General features: G+C 67.5%; 10 protein-coding genes and 1 riboswitch. Of the genes, 7 read left to right on the plus strand and 3 right to left on the minus strand.

The window, feature by feature from the left end; all coding sequences use genetic code 11:
- Nucleotides 1–103: 103 nt before the first annotated feature.
- Together smc and ftsY are read left to right on the plus strand one after the other, a co-directional pair.
- On the plus strand, nt 104–3709 hold the full coding sequence (gene smc, locus QFZ57_RS13155) for a chromosome segregation protein SMC (RefSeq protein WP_306900560.1): 3606 nt from the start codon (nt 104–106) through the stop codon (nt 3707–3709).
- Between the two features lie 114 nt (nt 3710–3823).
- The gene (ftsY, locus tag QFZ57_RS13160) at nt 3824–5029 is read left to right on the plus strand and encodes a signal recognition particle-docking protein FtsY (RefSeq protein ID WP_306630833.1); all 1206 of its coding nucleotides are present in this window, start codon (nt 3824–3826) and stop codon (nt 5027–5029) included.
- Between the two features lie 35 nt (nt 5030–5064).
- Here ftsY and QFZ57_RS13165 read toward each other — a convergent pair whose 3' ends face one another.
- Nucleotides 5065–6300: an MFS transporter gene (locus QFZ57_RS13165; protein WP_306900561.1), complete on the minus strand. Its 1236-nt coding sequence runs from the start codon at nt 6298–6300 to the stop codon at nt 5065–5067.
- A gap of 225 nt (nt 6301–6525) precedes the next feature.
- On the opposite strand from QFZ57_RS13165, the gene QFZ57_RS13170 reads away from it, so the two are divergent.
- Together QFZ57_RS13170 and QFZ57_RS13175 are read left to right on the plus strand one after the other, a co-directional pair.
- On the plus strand, nt 6526–7887 hold the full coding sequence (locus tag QFZ57_RS13170; RefSeq protein ID WP_306900562.1) for an ammonium transporter: 1362 nt from the start codon (nt 6526–6528) through the stop codon (nt 7885–7887).
- Nucleotides 7884–8222, plus strand: a complete 339-nt coding sequence (locus tag QFZ57_RS13175) for a P-II family nitrogen regulator (RefSeq protein ID WP_043453189.1) — start codon at nt 7884–7886, stop codon at nt 8220–8222. Before QFZ57_RS13170 ends, QFZ57_RS13175 begins: the two co-directional genes overlap by 4 nt.
- A gap of 72 nt (nt 8223–8294) precedes the next feature.
- Here QFZ57_RS13175 and QFZ57_RS13180 read toward each other — a convergent pair whose 3' ends face one another.
- Entirely contained in the window at nt 8295–9695 is a 1401-nt protein-coding gene (locus tag QFZ57_RS13180) for a glucose-6-phosphate dehydrogenase (protein WP_306900563.1), read from the minus strand.
- 84 nt (nt 9696–9779) lie between these two features.
- Between QFZ57_RS13180 and ffh the strand changes: the two genes are divergently transcribed.
- Nucleotides 9780–11363: a signal recognition particle protein gene (gene ffh, locus QFZ57_RS13185; RefSeq protein WP_306900564.1), complete on the plus strand. Its 1584-nt coding sequence runs from the start codon at nt 9780–9782 to the stop codon at nt 11361–11363.
- 111 nt (nt 11364–11474) lie between these two features.
- Nucleotides 11475–12209, plus strand: coding sequence for an alpha/beta fold hydrolase (locus QFZ57_RS13190; protein WP_306630838.1), 735 nt, complete (start codon nt 11475–11477; stop codon nt 12207–12209).
- On the opposite strand, the gene thiC is transcribed toward QFZ57_RS13190, so the two are convergent.
- A complete protein-coding gene (gene thiC, locus QFZ57_RS13195; RefSeq protein WP_373461245.1) occupies nt 12206–14032 on the minus strand; it encodes a phosphomethylpyrimidine synthase ThiC in 1827 nt (608 codons plus the stop codon). The genes QFZ57_RS13190 and thiC overlap by 4 nt on opposite strands.
- Nucleotides 14028–14135: riboswitch (TPP riboswitch) on the minus strand. It overlaps the preceding gene by 5 nt.
- A gap of 78 nt (nt 14136–14213) precedes the next feature.
- Between thiC and QFZ57_RS13200 the strand changes: the two genes are divergently transcribed.
- Nucleotides 14214–15296, plus strand: a complete 1083-nt coding sequence (locus QFZ57_RS13200; RefSeq protein ID WP_306900565.1) for an amidohydrolase family protein — start codon at nt 14214–14216, stop codon at nt 15294–15296.
- The last annotated feature ends 23 nt before the right edge of the window (nt 15297–15319 follow it).

Raw genomic sequence — 15319 nt, forward strand, 5'->3', positions numbered from 1 at the left:
CAAGGGGGTGCTGCTGCGGGGAAATGTCGGTTCTGCCCAGTAGATTGGAGGGAGCCGGTTCCAGCAAAGTGCCCCACCCCCGCTCCAGGAGACCAGAAAAGCCTTGCACCTCAAAAGCCTCACCGTCCGGGGGTTCAAGTCCTTTGCGTCTGCCACCACCTTCGACTTCGAACCCGGCGTCACCGCCGTCGTGGGTCCCAACGGATCCGGCAAGTCCAATGTGGTGGACGCCCTGGCCTGGGTCATGGGCGAGCAGGGGGCCAAGACCCTCCGCGGCGGCAAGATGGAGGACGTCATTTTTGCCGGGACGTCCGGGCGGCCGCCGCTGGGACGTGCCCACGTTTCGCTGACCATCGACAACACCGACGGCGCCCTGCCGATTGAATACAGCGAAGTGACCATTTCCCGGACATTGTTCCGCACAGGTGGATCCGAGTACGCCATCAACGGTGCCGGCTGCCGGCTGCTTGATATCCAGGAACTGCTCTCCGACTCCGGGCTGGGCCGGGAAATGCACGTCATCGTGGGCCAGGGCCAGCTGGACCGCGTGCTTCACGCCACCCCGGAGGACCGCCGCGGCTTCATCGAGGAGGCGGCAGGGATCCTCAAGCACCGCCGCCGCAAGGAACGGACGGTCCGGAAGCTGGAGGCCATGCAGGCCAACCTCCAGCGCCTTACCGACCTCACCGGGGAGATCCGGCGCCAGCTCACGCCCCTTGGCAAGCAGGCGGAGGTGGCCCGCCGTGCCCAGCGCGTCCAGTTCGACGTCCGGGACGCCCGTGCCCGGCTTCTTGCCGATGACCTGGTCCAGCTGCAGCAGGCGCTGGAGCAGGACGTGGCGGACGAGGCAGCGCTCAAGGCCCGCCGGACCGCCGTCGAGCAGGAACTCGAAGCAGGGCGCAGGCAGCAGGCAGCGCTGGAGCAGCTGGCGGCCGAGGCCACGCCCCGGCTCAACGCGGCGCGGGACACCTGGTACCGGCTGTCCACCGCGCGTGAGCGGCTCCGGTCGCTGGGCTCACTGGCCACCGAACGCAGCCGGCTGCTGGGTTCCGACGATGCCGCGCCGGCCTCCGGACGGGACCCCGAACAGCTTGAGCGCCAGGCTGCCAGGGTGCGGCAGGAGCTGGCCGGGCTTGAACAGGACATCCAGGCCAGGCGCAGCACCCTGGACGCGGCCAGCGCGGCCAAAGCCGAGGCAGAGCAGGCCGCACAGGCCGAGGACCGGCGGCTGACGGCCCAACTTCGGGCCGCAGCGGACCGGCGGGAGGGCCTGGCCCGCCTGGCCGGACAAGTAGCAGCCGCCAGGTCCCGGGTGGAGTCCGCGCAGGCGGAACTGGGCCGGCTGCGGGAATCCCTCGCCGCCGGAACGGAACGCCGTGCCCGTGCCCAGGCCGAGTTCACGGCACTGGAAAACCAGGTGGCCGGCGTGGAAGAGGGGGAAGAATCCCTCGACGCCGACTACGAGGCCGCCAGTGAAGCGCTGGACGCGGTGCTTCAGGAGATCGCCGACCTCAAGGCGGCCGTCAATGAGGGCGTCCGCAAGCGGGATGCCCTCGCCGCGCGGCTCGACGCGCTGAAGCTCGGCCTTGACCGCAAGGACGGCGCCAGGCACGTGCTGGAGTCGGGGCTGCCGGGAGTGCTGGGAAGCCTCGCTGCCGGGATCACGGTGCAGGGCGGCTATGAGGCGGCAATCGCCGCCGCCCTGGGGGAGGCCTCCGACGCAGTCCTGGTCAAGGATGCGGACACGGCGGCCGCGGTCCTGCAAGTGCTCAAGGACGACGACGCCGGGCGGGCGTCGCTGCTCCTCGCATCGGCGGCCGGAGACCACCGGGGGGACGCTGCCACGACGCAGTCGGTTGAAAGAGTGCCGCTGCCCGCGGGAGCGGAATGGGCCGACGCCCTGGTCGACGGACCTTCTGATCACATCCCGCTGGTCCGGCACCTGCTTTCCGGAACCGCCGTCGTCACCGGCATTGACGCTGCGGCCTCGCTCGTGGCTTCACAGCCCGGGCTCACGGCCGTCACCCGCGAGGGGGACGTGTTCACTGCCGTATCCGTCGCCGGCGGCTCGGCCAAGGCGCCGTCCCTCCTGGAGGTGCAGGCGGCAGTGGACGACGCCGGCCGGAGCCTTTCGGCGGTCACGGCAGACCTGGAGCGGAACAGGTTCGCCCTGGCCGCCGCCAAGGCCCGGCGCGCAGGGGCGCAGGAGGAAGCGGACGCGGCCCTGGACAAGCTGCACGATTCCGATGCCCGCCTGGCCGCCGTGGCTGAACGCCTGGGCCACCTCAACTCGGTTCTGCGCAGCGCCGTCGGCGAGAGTGAGCGGCTGGCAGCGTCCCTGGCACGGGCCGGGGAGAACGTTGCGGCGGAGGAGGAAGCGCTCGCTGCCATCACCGCCCGCCTGGCCGCCGCCCAGGAAGCTCCCGTTGAAGAGGAGCCCTCCACAGACCAGCGGGACGCCCTGGCGCAGGCCGCCTCCGCCGCCCGTGCAGCCGAGGTGGAAGCGCGGTTGTCCCTGCGCAGTGCCGAAGAGCAGCTGGTGGCCACCCGCAACCGGGTGGAATCCCTGGAACGCGCCGCCGCCACCGAGCGCCGCGCCCGGGAGGAAGCCGCCCAGCGTGCCCGGCGCCGCCGCATCCAGGCCAGGCGTGCAGCCGCCGTTTCCGCCGGGGTGGAACAGGCGCTGGCCTACGTGGACGTCTCCGTGGACCTTGCCCGGCATGAACGGGACCTTGCCGAGGAAAACCGCGAACAGCGTGACCGTGGGCTGCGGGACGTCCGGGAAGCGAACGATGCCCTGGCCCGGGAACTCGCCGACCTCACGGACAACGTGCACCGGGACGAGCTGGCCCGGGCCCAGCAGCGGGCCAGGATCGAGGCGGTGGAATCCCGCTCCGTGGATGAACTGGGCATCACCCCCGAAGCGCTGGTCGCAGAGTTCGGGCCCCATATCCCGGTTCCCTTGCCGGCTGAGGAATCCGGCGACAAGTGGGCGGCACTGCGGGCCCCTGTAGATGCCAGCGGGGAAGAGGTCAGGCAAGGGAAGCCCTACGTCCGGCAGGAACAGGAGAAGCGGCTGCGGAAGGCCGAGCGCGACCTCGCCAGCCTGGGCAAGGTCAACCCACTGGCGCTGGAGGAATTCGCGGCGCTGGAGGAGCGGCACCAGTTCCTCAGCACCCAGCTCGAGGACCTGAAGGCCAGCCGCCGGGACCTGCTGGACATCATCAAGGAAGTGGATGACCGGGTCCAGCGTGTCTTCGCCGAGGCGTTCGAGGACACCCAGGCCCAGTTCGTCCGGGTTTTTGAGCGGCTCTTTCCCGGCGGCGAAGGCCGCCTGGTCCTCACAGACCCTGCGGACATGCTCACCACAGGCATTGAGGTGGAGGCCCGTCCCGCGGGCAAGAAGATCAAGCGGCTGTCCCTGCTCTCCGGCGGCGAGCGGTCCCTGACCGCCGTGGCGCTGCTGGTGGCCATCTTCAAGGCGCGGCCCTCGCCGTTCTACGTCATGGACGAAGTGGAGGCGGCACTGGACGACACCAACCTCGGCCGGCTGATCACCATTTTCGAAGAGCTCCGGGAATCCAGCCAGCTCATCGTCATCACCCACCAGAAGCGGACCATGGAAGTGGCAGACGCGCTGTACGGCGTGACCATGAGGGGCGACGGCGTCTCCACCGTCATCAGCCAGCGCCTGGGGGCGGAGGTTTAGCAGCAGGCGGCAGCCCAAAGGTGCAGGTCAGGGGCAGGTCAGGGCAGATCGCCGGCAGGTCACCGGCGCCGGGGGCGCCGGAACCCGGCGGGCCGTTTGTGAGAAGCTAGGGGAGTGAATGACATCCTTCCCATTGTCCTGTCCATTCTTGCTGCGCTGGTGGTCATCGGCGGTCTGATTCCGGTGCTGCTTAAGACGCGGAGGAACATCACCAAGTACCCCGGCACCCGGGATGCCAACGATCCGGAGGTCCGCTCCGGCGGGAGCACCGCGGTGGCGGACAGGGATGGAACCCTCGAGCGGAAGGCCCCCGGCTACGCCGACCTCGACGGGCTGGATACCGCAACGGTTCCGGATGACGCCGCCGGGCTGGAAACCATCCCCGTCGAAACCCCGCTCCCTGTCGCTGGCCGCCTCACCCGCCTTCGTGAACGGCTGGTGCGCTCCAACAACATCATGGGCAAGGGCCTGCTGGCACTGCTTTCCAGCGACCGGATCGACGAGGGCGTCTGGGACGAGGTTGAAGAGACCCTCCTGCTCGCGGACCTGGGAACTGAGCCCACCATGCAGCTGGTGGATGCCCTGCGGGAACGGGTCAAGGTGCTGGGCACCCGGACCCCGGAACACGTCAAGACCATGCTCCGCGAGGAACTGATCAAGCTTGTGGACCCCACCATGGACCGCAGCCTGAACGTCACGCGCCATGCGGACAAACCCGCCGTGATGATGGTGGTGGGCGTGAACGGCGTGGGCAAGACCACCACAGTGGGCAAGCTGGCACGGGTGCTGGTGGCCGAGGACAAGGACGTCCTGCTGGGCGCCGCGGACACGTTCCGCGCCGCAGCGGCGGAACAGTTGGCCACGTGGGGGCAGCGCGTGGGCGTACCGACCGTGAAGTCGGATATCGACGGCGCCGACCCCGCCTCCGTTGCCTACGAGGCCGTGAAGGCAGGCATTGAGCAGGAAGTGGACGTCGTCATGATCGACACCGCCGGGCGCCTGCAGAACAAGGTGGGCCTGATGGACGAACTGGGCAAGGTCAAGCGCGTGGTGGAGAAACTGGCCGACGTGGATGAGGTCCTGCTGGTGCTGGATGCCACCACGGGCCAGAACGGCCTGAACCAGGCACGGGTCTTCTCAGAGGTGGTCAACATCACCGGCATCGTCCTGACCAAGCTGGACGGGACTGCCAAGGGCGGCATCGTCGTCGCCATCCAAAAGACCCTTGGCGTGCCCGTCAAGCTCATTGGCCTGGGCGAAGGTGCCGACGACCTGGCCCCGTTCGACCCCGAGGGCTTTGTCGACGCCCTGCTGAACTAGCAGGGAAGCGCGGCCGGGAGGCCCGCCCTCGGTGGCTAGCCAGCCCGCAGTGTTTCGCGGGTGGGCAGCCAGCCGATTGCGGCCAGGAGCATGATGCCCCCGGTCACCCCGAAAGCCCAGCCGAAGCCCAGCCGGTCCGCGAGCAGTCCGGCGGCGATCGGACCAACGATCGCTCCGACGTCGGACGTCATCTGGTAGGCGGCCAGCACCTTGCCGCCCGAGCGTCCGTTGCCAATGACATCGGCCACGGCGGCCTGCTGGGCGGGGCCGAAGAGCCCGGACCCGACGCCGGCAAGCGCTGACGCCGCAAGGAACCAGGGCAGCTCGGAGGCAATGCCGATCGCCGCAGTTGATAAGGCTGCCACCAGCAGGCCCGCGATCATCATTGGCTTGCGCCCCAGGGAGTCCGCCAGCCGTCCCGAAAAGGTCAGCGCGGCTGCATTTCCGGCAGCAAACACCGCAAGTGCCAGGCCCGCGGCCTGCGGACCCGCCCCGAAGGCGGCCGCGGCGAACAGCGGCACCGTTGCCATCCGGACGCCAAAAGTGGCCCACCCGTTGGCAAAGCTGGACAAGAGGGCCGACCGGTAGGTTCCGGCGGCAAGGGCCTCGCCAAAGCGCATGTCCGGTGGACGGTGCCGGGTTTCGTCCCCGCCCCGGCGCTGATGGCTGAGCTGGGTCTGCACCACAAATGCGGCAACGAGCAGGGCCGCGGCATACGCAAGGAACGGGACCCGCAAGCCAAGCCCCGCCAGCAGCCCACCCACAATCGGCCCGCACACGTTACCGATCAGGAAAGCCGACGCATAGGCTCCTGAGACCCTTCCCCTGCTTTTGGGCGGCGCCAGCCGGACCACCAGGGCCATCGATGCCACAGTGAACATGACGGAGCCTGCCCCGCCAAGGCCGCGGAACAGCAGCAGCTGCCAATAATCCTGCGCGAAGGCACAAGCCGCCGTGGACAATGCCACGATCAGCAGTCCCGCGACATAGACAGGACGTTCGCCGCGCCTGCCGATCAGGGCGCCGCCGGCGGGCGCGAACGCCAGGCGCATGAAGGCAAAAATCGCCACAATGACGGCAGCCTCGGTATTCCCGACCCCGAAGGTCGTTGCGAACTGCGGCAATACGGGCGCCACGAGCCCGAATCCGAGCGCGATGAGGAACGCGGCGCCCAGCATCACCTTGATGTCGCGTGGAAGCTTTTCCCGCTGCGGCCTCAGCCGCGCCAAAAACCTTGAAGTGGCGCCGCTTGCGCGGGGTGGTGCCGTCATGGTGCAGGAGTCCTTGCCTGAAAGGGAGCCGGGTGGCTGCGCGGGTGCGGAAACATAACCGTAACAAGGCGGATATGCACCATTTACTTCCTAGAGGTTGTTGTAACAGCCCGGCAATCTAAATCCTCCGCGGGCGAAACACGCCGCCCACAAACTCTTTACAGGACGCAAAAGGCGTTGGCAGGCGGAGTAGTCCGCAAGATTCGATGAGAGAGGACGTGCACCATGGAACTTACCGCAGGTCACGTTTGGGTCATGGTGGCGGCAGCCCTTGTGCTGTTCATGACACCCGGTCTGGCATTTTTCTACGGCGGCATGACCCGCGCCAAGGCAGCCCTGAACATGATGATGATGAGCTTCATCTCCATCGGCATGGTGGGCGTTGTCTGGGTACTGTGGGGCGCCTCCATGAGCTCCGGCGAAGGGTTCCTGGAGATCGTGGGCAACCCGTTCGCCACGTTCGGCCTTGAGGGCATCACCACCCCCGACGGCCTGATCAAGGTGGGCTACGCCGCCACCTTCGCCATCATCACCGTCGCACTGATCAGCGGCGCCATCGCCGACCGCGCCAAGTTCGGCGCCTGGTCCGTCTTCGTTCCCGTGTGGGTCACGCTGGTTTACTGCCCGCTGGCCTACATGGTGTGGGGAGGCGGTCTCTTCGGTCCCGAAGGCGCCATCGGCAAGGCCCTCGGCCCCGCCATCGACTTCGCCGGCGGCACGGTCGTCCACATCAACGCAGGTGTGGCAGCACTGATCCTCGTCCTGATCATTGGCAACCGCAGGGGCTTCGGCAAGGACCCGAACCACCGCCCGCACAACATCCCGTTCGTCATGCTCGGCGCGGCCATCCTCTGGTTCGGCTGGTTCGGCTTCAACGGTGGTGCAGCCACCACAGCCGAACAGGGCGGCCTGATCTGGATCAACACCCTCGCAGCCCCGGCAGCGGCGATGCTCGGCTGGCTGGTCACCGAACGCATCCGCGACGGACACCCCACCTCCCTGGGCGCAGCTTCCGGCGTTGTTGCCGGCCTCGTGGCCATCACCCCAGCGTGCGCCAACGTCAGCCCCGTCGGTGCGCTCGGCCTCGGCGTGGTAGCCGGCGTAGCTTCCGCCCTGGCAGTCGGCCTGAAGTTCCGCTGGGGCTTCGATGACTCGCTGGACGTCGTCGGCGTGCACCTGGTGTCCGGCATCATCGGCACCGTGGCACTGGGCTTCATCGCGCTGCCCACCGACGGTGTTGGCGGCGGCCTCTTCTACGGCGGCGGACTGACACAGCTCTGGGCACAGCTCGCAGCAGCCGGCATCGCCATCGCGTACTCGGCGGTCTTGACCTCAATCATTGCGCTGGCCATCCACAAGACCATGGGCTTCCGCGTCTCGCAGGAACAGGAAACGGTGGGTGTGGACCTCAGCCTGCACGCCGAGACTGCCTACGAGTTCGGCCTGAGCGGACACGGCGGAAGCTTCCAGCCGCTGCACGACATGATCACCGGCAAGGGCCAGGGCGGGTCCCACGAAGCAGCCCAGGCAGCACCCGGTACGCAGAAGGCACAGCCAGCAACAGGTAAGGAAAGTGTGGGGGCATGAAACTGATTACTGCAATCGTCAGGCCGGAAAAGCTCGAAGCCATCAGGGAAGGACTGGAAGCTTACGGCGTCCAGGGCCTCACCGTCAGCGCAGCCAGCGGATACGGCCGGCAGCGCGGCTACACCGAGGTCTACCGCGGAGCGGAGTACAACGTGGACCTCCTGCCCAAGATCCGGGTGGAAGTCCTGGCCACGGACGAGCAGGCCGACGACATCCTGGACGTGATCATTGCCAGTTCCAATACCGGCAGGGCCGGGGACGGCAAGGTCTGGACCATTGACGTCCACGAAGCAGTACGGGTGCGAACCGGGGAACGCGGAGTGGCTGCCATCTAGGGCACCGACAACTGAAGCAGAAACAAAGGTGGGCGGGAACCGGAAAGGTTCCCGCCCACCTTTGTTCTTGTCCTACTTGGTGCCGTTGGTGGGCCAGGACGCCGGGCCGGCCGAACCGGCGTCGTACTCTTCCAGCGGGACCTCCCCGCGCTCCCAGGCTTTCAGCACCGGCTCCACGATCCGCCAGCAATCCTCCGCTGTATCGCTCCGTACGGAGAGCAACGGATCGCCGGCCAGCACGCCTTCCAGCACTTCGCCGTAGGGCAGGAGATCGGAGGCGCTCAGTTCCGCTTCCAGGGTGACCCGGCCCAGGCTGAAGATGTTTCCGGGACCGTTGACGTCGACGTCGAACTCCAGCGTGTCCGGGCCGAAGCCGATGCGCAGCTGGTTGGGGGAGTCCACCCCGGTAAAGCCCTGCGGCAGGTGGGGCACCGGAAGGAAGGTAACCACCGCTTCCTTGCGCTTGTCGCCCAGTGCCTTGCCCGAGCGCAGGATGAAGGGGACGCCCCGCCAGCGCCAGTTGTCGATGCCCACCTGGATCTCGGCGAGTGTTTCCGTTCCCCGTCCGGCATCCACGCCTTCCTCCGCGGCGTAGTCGGGGACGTCCTTGCCTGCCACCGAACCCGCCGTGTAGCGGGCCCTGCGCGTTGAGTCCGTGAAGGGGGCGCTGACGCTGCTGGCCCTCAGGACGGTGGACACGGCGTCGCGGAGGTCGCGCTCGCCGATGGTGGCGGGTGGCTCGATGGCCATGATTGCCATGATCTGCAGGAGGTGGCTTTGGATCATGTCGCGGAGGGCGCCGGCGCCGTCGTAATAGCGGGCGCGGCCTTCCAGGGCGAGGTCCTCGTCGAAGAAGATCTCCACCTTTTCCACGTGCTGCCGGTTCCACACCGGCTCCAGGAAGTTGTTGGCGAAACGCAGGCCCAGGATGTTCAGGACGGTGGCCTTGCCCAGGAAGTGGTCCACCCTGTGGATGTGGTCCTCCGGGACCAGGCGCGCCAGGGTCCGGTTGAGGGAGCGTGCCGATTCCTCGCTGGAGCCGAACGGCTTCTCCATCACCAGCCGGGTGCCATCCGGAACCTCATCGGCCTGGAGCGTCTCGCATGCCAGCTGGCTGATCCGCGGCGGCAGCGCAAAGTAGACGGCCACCGGGCCTTCCAGTTCCGCGAGGAGGGCTGCAAGGGCACCCTTGGCCGTAACGTCCACCTGGTGGTACACCGTCTCCTTGTGCAGCAGCTCCAGGGCGTCTTTCCCGGACTCATCTGCTGCACCGGCTGCGGCGCTGAACGATGACTGGACCCGCTCCCGCCATTGTTCCGGTGTCCACGGATCCGAGCCGGCACCCACCAGGGTGAGGCCCTCCGCGCGGCCCGCCGCAACAAGCCGCGCCAGGCCTGGCAGGAGGAGCCGGCCGGTGAGGTCGCCGGAGGCACCGAGGATGAGCAGGGTCTTCACAGTTGTTTGGCTCGTCATTTTGCCAGCATGCCACCTGACGCGCCTGACTTGATACCCTAGATAGTCGAGTCCCGATCATCCACTGAAAGAAGTGCACGTCGCGTGTTCAATTCACTCTCTGACCGGTTGACAGCAACCTTCAAGAATCTCCGCGGTAAAGGCAGGCTCACCGAGGCAGACGTCGATGCCACCGTCCGGGAGATCCGCCGCGCCCTTCTGGACGCCGATGTTGCCGTTCCGGTTGTCCGGGAGTTCACCGGCCGGGTCCGTGAACGCGCTCTGGGTGCCGAGGTCTCGGCCGCGCTGAACCCCGGCCAGCAGATTGTCAAGATCGTCAACGAGGAACTCGTGGAGATCCTTGGCGGCGAAACCCGGCGGATCCGGCTGGCAAAGAACGGCCCCACGGTCATCATGCTCGCCGGCCTCCAGGGTGCAGGCAAGACCACCCTTGCCGGGAAGCTGTCCAAGTGGCTGAAGTCCCAGGGCCACAGCCCCATGCTGGTGGCCTGCGACCTGCAGCGGCCCAACGCCGTCACCCAGCTCCAGGTGGTGGGCCAGCGCGCCAACGTGCCCGTGTTCGCCCCGCATCCGGGGGCCACCTCCGCGGAGCTGGACCAACCAGCCGGTGACCCGGTCGCCGTCGCTCGCGCCGGAGTCGAGGAAGCACGCCAGAAGCTGCACGACGTCGTCATCGTTGACACGGCCGGCCGCCTCGGCGTGGACGCGGACATGATGGAACAGGCCCGCCAGATCCGCCGCGCCATCGTGCCCAACGAAGTCCTGTTCGTGATCGATTCCATGATCGGCCAGGACGCCGTGAACACGGCCCTCGCCTTCGACGAAGGCGTGAACTTCACCGGCATCGTGCTCTCCAAGCTCGACGGCGATGCCCGCGGCGGTGCCGCGCTTTCGGTCGCGTCGGTCACCGGAAAGCCGGTCATGTTCGCCTCGACGGGCGAGGGCGTGGACGACTTCGAGCTCTTCCACCCGGACCGCATGGCCTCCCGCATCCTGGACATGGGCGACGTGCTCACGCTCATCGAGCAGGCCGAGAAGTCCTGGGACAAGGACGAAGCCGCCCGGATGGCGAAGAAGTTTGCCGACCAGGAAGAATTCACCCTGGACGACTTCCTTGCCCAGATGCAGCAGATCCGCAACATGGGCTCCATGAAGAAGATGCTCATGATGATGCCGGGCGCCCAGAACATCCGCCAGCAGCTGGAGCAGTTCGACGAGCGCGAGATCGACCGCGTGGAAGCGATCGTCCGGTCCATGACGCCGCACGAGCGGCTTGCGCCGAAGATCATCAACGGCTCACGGCGGGCCCGCATCGCCCGTGGCTCCGGCGTCCACGTCTCCGAGGTCAACGGCCTGCTGGAGCGCTTCGCCCAGGCGCAGAAGATGATGAAGAAGATGGCCCAGGGCGGCATGCCGGGAATGCCCGGGATGCCGGGCCTGCCCGGTGCCGGCGGCGGTGCGCGGAAGAACGCCAAGAACGCGCCCAAGAAGAAGGCAAAGTCCGGCAACCCGGCCAAGGCTGCCCAGGAGCGCAAGGAGGCGGAGGCCCGCCGTGCCAACGCTGCCAAGGCGCTGCCTACCGGTGCCGCCTTCGGCCAGCAGGGCGGCGACTTCGATCCGTCCCAGCTGAACCTCCCGAAGGGCTTCGACAAGTTCCTCGGCAAGTAGCAGGCAAGTAGCAGTTCCCGGCCAGGTAGCGCCAGGTGCCGTTTTGTTCGCTCCAAACGACACCTGGCGCTACGTGCTTGGGATGTCAGTGCCGTGGAATAGGGTTGGGACATGTTCAAGCAAAGGGTAGTGTTCGTGCACGGCGCCGGAACCTTCGGTGCCGCCGCATGGCCGCGCCAGCACGGCATGGCACTGTCCTACGACGCCCTGTTCCTCCGCCGCCACGGCTTTGATGCCGACGCGGAGCCGCTGGAGTCTTCTTTCGCGGAGGACACCGCAATCATCCTGCGGTCCCTCGCCGACGACGGCCGCGGCGCGGCCGGCGGGCACGTGGTGGCACACGCCCAGGGGGCAATCGCTGCCATGATGGCCGCCGTCGAACGCCCGGACCTGGTCTTTTCGTTGACGCTGGTTGAGCCGGCCTGCCTCTCCCTGACCGCGGAACTTCCGGCCACGGCGGCGCACATCAGCCTGATGCAGCCACTTTTCGACGTCCGGCACCAGCTCAGCGACGAAGACTTCCAGCGCGAATTCGTCCGGCGGGTCTACGCCACGGACCTCCAGCAGGCCGCCACCACGGAGGAGAAACGGTCCGCCCGGCGCCTGCGGCTGCAGGCACCGTCGTGGGAGGCGCCGCTGCACATTGTTCCCGGTGTTCCCACGCTGGTCCTGACCGGCGGGTGGGAACCGCTGTACGAGGAAATTGCCGGCTACCTCCGGGAAACCGGCGCCCTGCACCGCGTTGCCGCGGGAGGGCACCGGCCCCACGACTCCCCGGACGGGGACCGGGCCATCCGGCAGTTCATCAGCCGGGTCAGCCAAAGCCAGCCCGCCCGGGCATCCTAACTGTCAGCGGGAACCCGCAGTTCGGGCAGGTAGACCTTACCGCCTGCCGCCAGGAATTCCTCGCTTTTCTCCCGCATCCCCGATGCCACCCCGGCAAGCGCTGCCTGCGCTTCCGCGGAGCCGAATTCGTCGCGGATGTCCTGGCTGATCCGCATGGAGCAAAACTTGGGCCCGCACATCGAACAGAAGTGTGCCGTCTTCGCGGGCTCGGCCGGCAGCGTCTCGTCGTGGAACGCCTCCGCCGTCACCGGATCCAGCGACAGCGCGAACTGGTCCCGCCAGCGGAATTCGAACCGCGCCTTGGACAATGCGTCGTCCCGTTCGTTCGCCCCCGGGTGGCCCTTCGCAAGGTCCGCCGCGTGCGCCGCGATCTTGTAGGTGATCACGCCGGTCTTCACGTCATCCTTATTGGGCAGGCCCAGGTGTTCCTTCGGGGTGACATAGCACAGCATGGCGGTGCCGTAACGGGCAATTTCGGTGGCACCAATGGCTGAGGTGATGTGGTCGTAGCCGGGAGCAACATCAGTCACGAGTGGTCCCAGGGTGTAGAACGGCGCCCCCTTGCAGAGTTCCTGCTGCCGCTCGACGTTTTCGCGGACCAGGTGGAAGGGAACGTGGCCGGGCCCTTCCACCATCACCTGCACGTCGTACTTCCAGGCACGCTGGGTAAGCTCGGCAAGCGTGTCCAGTTCCGCGAACTGGGCCGCGTCGTTGGCGTCCGCCGTTGAACCTGGACGCAAGCCGTCACCCAGGGAGAAGGCGACGTCGTACTTCGCGAAGATTTCGCACAGCTCGTCGAAGTGCGTGTAAAGGAAGTTCTCCTGGTGGTGGGCCAGGCACCAGCCGGCCATGATCGAGCCGCCCCGCGAGACAATCCCCGTCACCCGGTTGGCTGTGAGCGGGACATACCGCAGCAGCACGCCGGCGTGGATGGTCATATAGTCCACGCCCTGCTCGCACTGTTCAATCACGGTGTCCCGGAAAATCTCCCAGGTCAGCGCGTTGGCTTCCCCGTTGACCTTCTCGAGGGCCTGGTAGATGGGGACGGTCCCGATAGGAACCGGAGAGTTTCGGATGATCCATTCCCTGGTGGTGTGGATGTCGTCGCCGGTGGAAAGATCCATCACGGTGTCCGCGCCCCACTGGGTGGCCCACTGCAGCTTGTCCACCTCCTCGGCGATAGAACTGGTGACCGCCGAGTTGCCGATGTTCGCATTGATTTTCACCAGGAATGCCTTGCCGATGATCATCGGCTCGGACTCAGGGTGGTTGATGTTGCTGGGGATGATGGCCCGGCCGGCAGCTACTTCACTGCGGACCAGTTCGACGTCGCAGTTCTCGCGGAGCGCCACGAAGCGCATCTCCTGCGTGATGATTCCCTGCCGGGCATAGTGCATCTGCGTCACGGTCCTGCCTTCGACGGCGCGGCGGGGCACCGGTTGCGCGCCCTTCCACTCCGCCGAGGCAGCACCGCGGCGCACGGCCGAGCGGCCGTCGTCGAGGAGGTTGCGCTCCCGGCCGCTGTATGCCTCCGTGTTTCCACGTGCCGCGATCCACGCCGAGCGGAAGGGCTGCAGGCCGCGGACGGGGTCGCTGCCGGGCCCCGCTGTCCGGTAGGTCCGGAAGGGCGCGTTCGGCTGGCCGTTGGGGGACGGCTCCAGGGCGACCTCCGTCACCGGTACCCGGATTCCGGACCCGGCGTCTTCAATGAACGCCAACGAATGCGACGACAGGGACTGGGTCACCTGCGGTGCCGATGCAGTGCCGGACTCCCCGGCGGCCGGCACGTGGGCAGGGTTCAACTGGGTGTTTTGCGTACTCAAGGGAATACTCACTTCCTTCGCCGGCATTACCCGGACAGGTTCAACGGTCGCAGGCTGCGTCAGCCCGATCTCAGCCCTTGCAGGGGCACCCGTGTGGTCAGGATCGAAGCTACCACAGGGCCGCGGAAGCGCCCCGTCACATTGCGGGTGCTAGCCTGTCCGGGCATCGAAAGGAGCCGGAATGGCAGGCATCATTCACTTTCGCGGTCCCGTTTTGGCCGCACCGGACCAAGTACGGCACGGGCTCTGGTCAGTGGACGGCAGGCTCACGTTCCGCCGGCCCGCCGCCCCTCCGGACCGGGTGCTCGATGGATGGGTCCTGCCCGGCTTCGCGGATGCCCACTGCCACATCGGGCTGGGGCCCGCCGGGCCAGTCGAACCCGCCGTTGCGCGGGAACAGGCACTGGCTGACCTGAACGCCGGGACACTGCTGGTCCGGGACGCCGGCTCACCCGCCGATACCCGCTGGATGCAGGGCGGCCGGGACTTCCCGGTGCTGATCCGTGCCGGACGGCATGTCGCCCGGACGCGCCGGTACCTGCGCGGCTTTGCCGAGGAGGTTGAGCCGGAGGGCCTCGTTGAGGCTGTGCGAAAGCAGGCGCGCGACGGCGACGGCTGGGTCAAGCTGGTGGGGGACTGGATTGACCGGAGCGTTGGTGACCTGGCGCCTTCCTTTCCCGCCGCCGTCGTGCGTGACGCCGTCCAGGCTGCTCATGATGAAGGTGCCCGGGTCACGGCGCATTGCTTTGCCGAGGACACCCTGGACCAGGTGCTGGACGCCGGGATCGACTGTGTCGAGCACGCCACGGGGCTCCTGCCCCGCCACCTGCCCCGCTTTGTGGAACAGGGCGTACCGATCGTGCCCACGCTCATCAACATCGCCACGTTCCCCGATATTGCCGCGCAGGCAGATTCCAGGTTTCCGCGCTACGCGGCCCACATGCATGCCCTTTTTGAGCGCAGGCTGGAACGGGTCGCGGAGGCCCATGCCGCCGGCGTGCGTATCTTTGCCGGCACCGATGCAGGCAGCGTGATCCGGCATGGCAGGATCGCCGATGAGATCCTCGCGCTGCACAGCGCAGGCCTGCCCATGGAGGCGGCCCTTGATGCCGCCTGCTGGGCGGTCCGCAGGTGGCTGGGTGCGGACGGCCTGGAGGAAGGCGCGCGGGCCGACGTCGTGGTCTGCCGGGAAGATCCGCGGGCAGTGCCGGAAACGATCACGGACCTGGAACATGTGGTGCTGGGCGGTCGCATGGTCCGCTGACCATCAGTAACCCGGGACTTGGA

It is taken from the genome of Arthrobacter sp. B1I2 (assembly GCF_030816485.1).
Lineage (GTDB): Bacteria > Actinomycetota > Actinomycetes > Actinomycetales > Micrococcaceae > Arthrobacter.

Bases quoted from the DNA above. Each gene is read 5' to 3' on its own strand.
- QFZ57_RS13165 (WP_306900561.1), bottom strand. From the start codon at position 6,300: ATGACGGCACCACCCCGCGCAAGCGGCGCCACTTCAAGGTTTTTGGCG.
- QFZ57_RS13170 (WP_306900562.1), top strand. From the start codon at position 6,526: ATGGAACTTACCGCAGGTCACGTTTGGGTCATGGTGGCGGCAGCCCTT.
- QFZ57_RS13175 (WP_043453189.1), top strand. From the start codon at position 7,884: ATGAAACTGATTACTGCAATCGTCAGGCCGGAAAAGCTCGAAGCCATC.
- QFZ57_RS13180 (WP_306900563.1), bottom strand. From the start codon at position 9,695: ATGACGAGCCAAACAACTGTGAAGACCCTGCTCATCCTCGGTGCCTCC.
- QFZ57_RS13190 (WP_306630838.1), top strand. From the start codon at position 11,475: ATGTTCAAGCAAAGGGTAGTGTTCGTGCACGGCGCCGGAACCTTCGGT.
- QFZ57_RS13200 (WP_306900565.1), top strand. From the start codon at position 14,214: ATGGCAGGCATCATTCACTTTCGCGGTCCCGTTTTGGCCGCACCGGAC.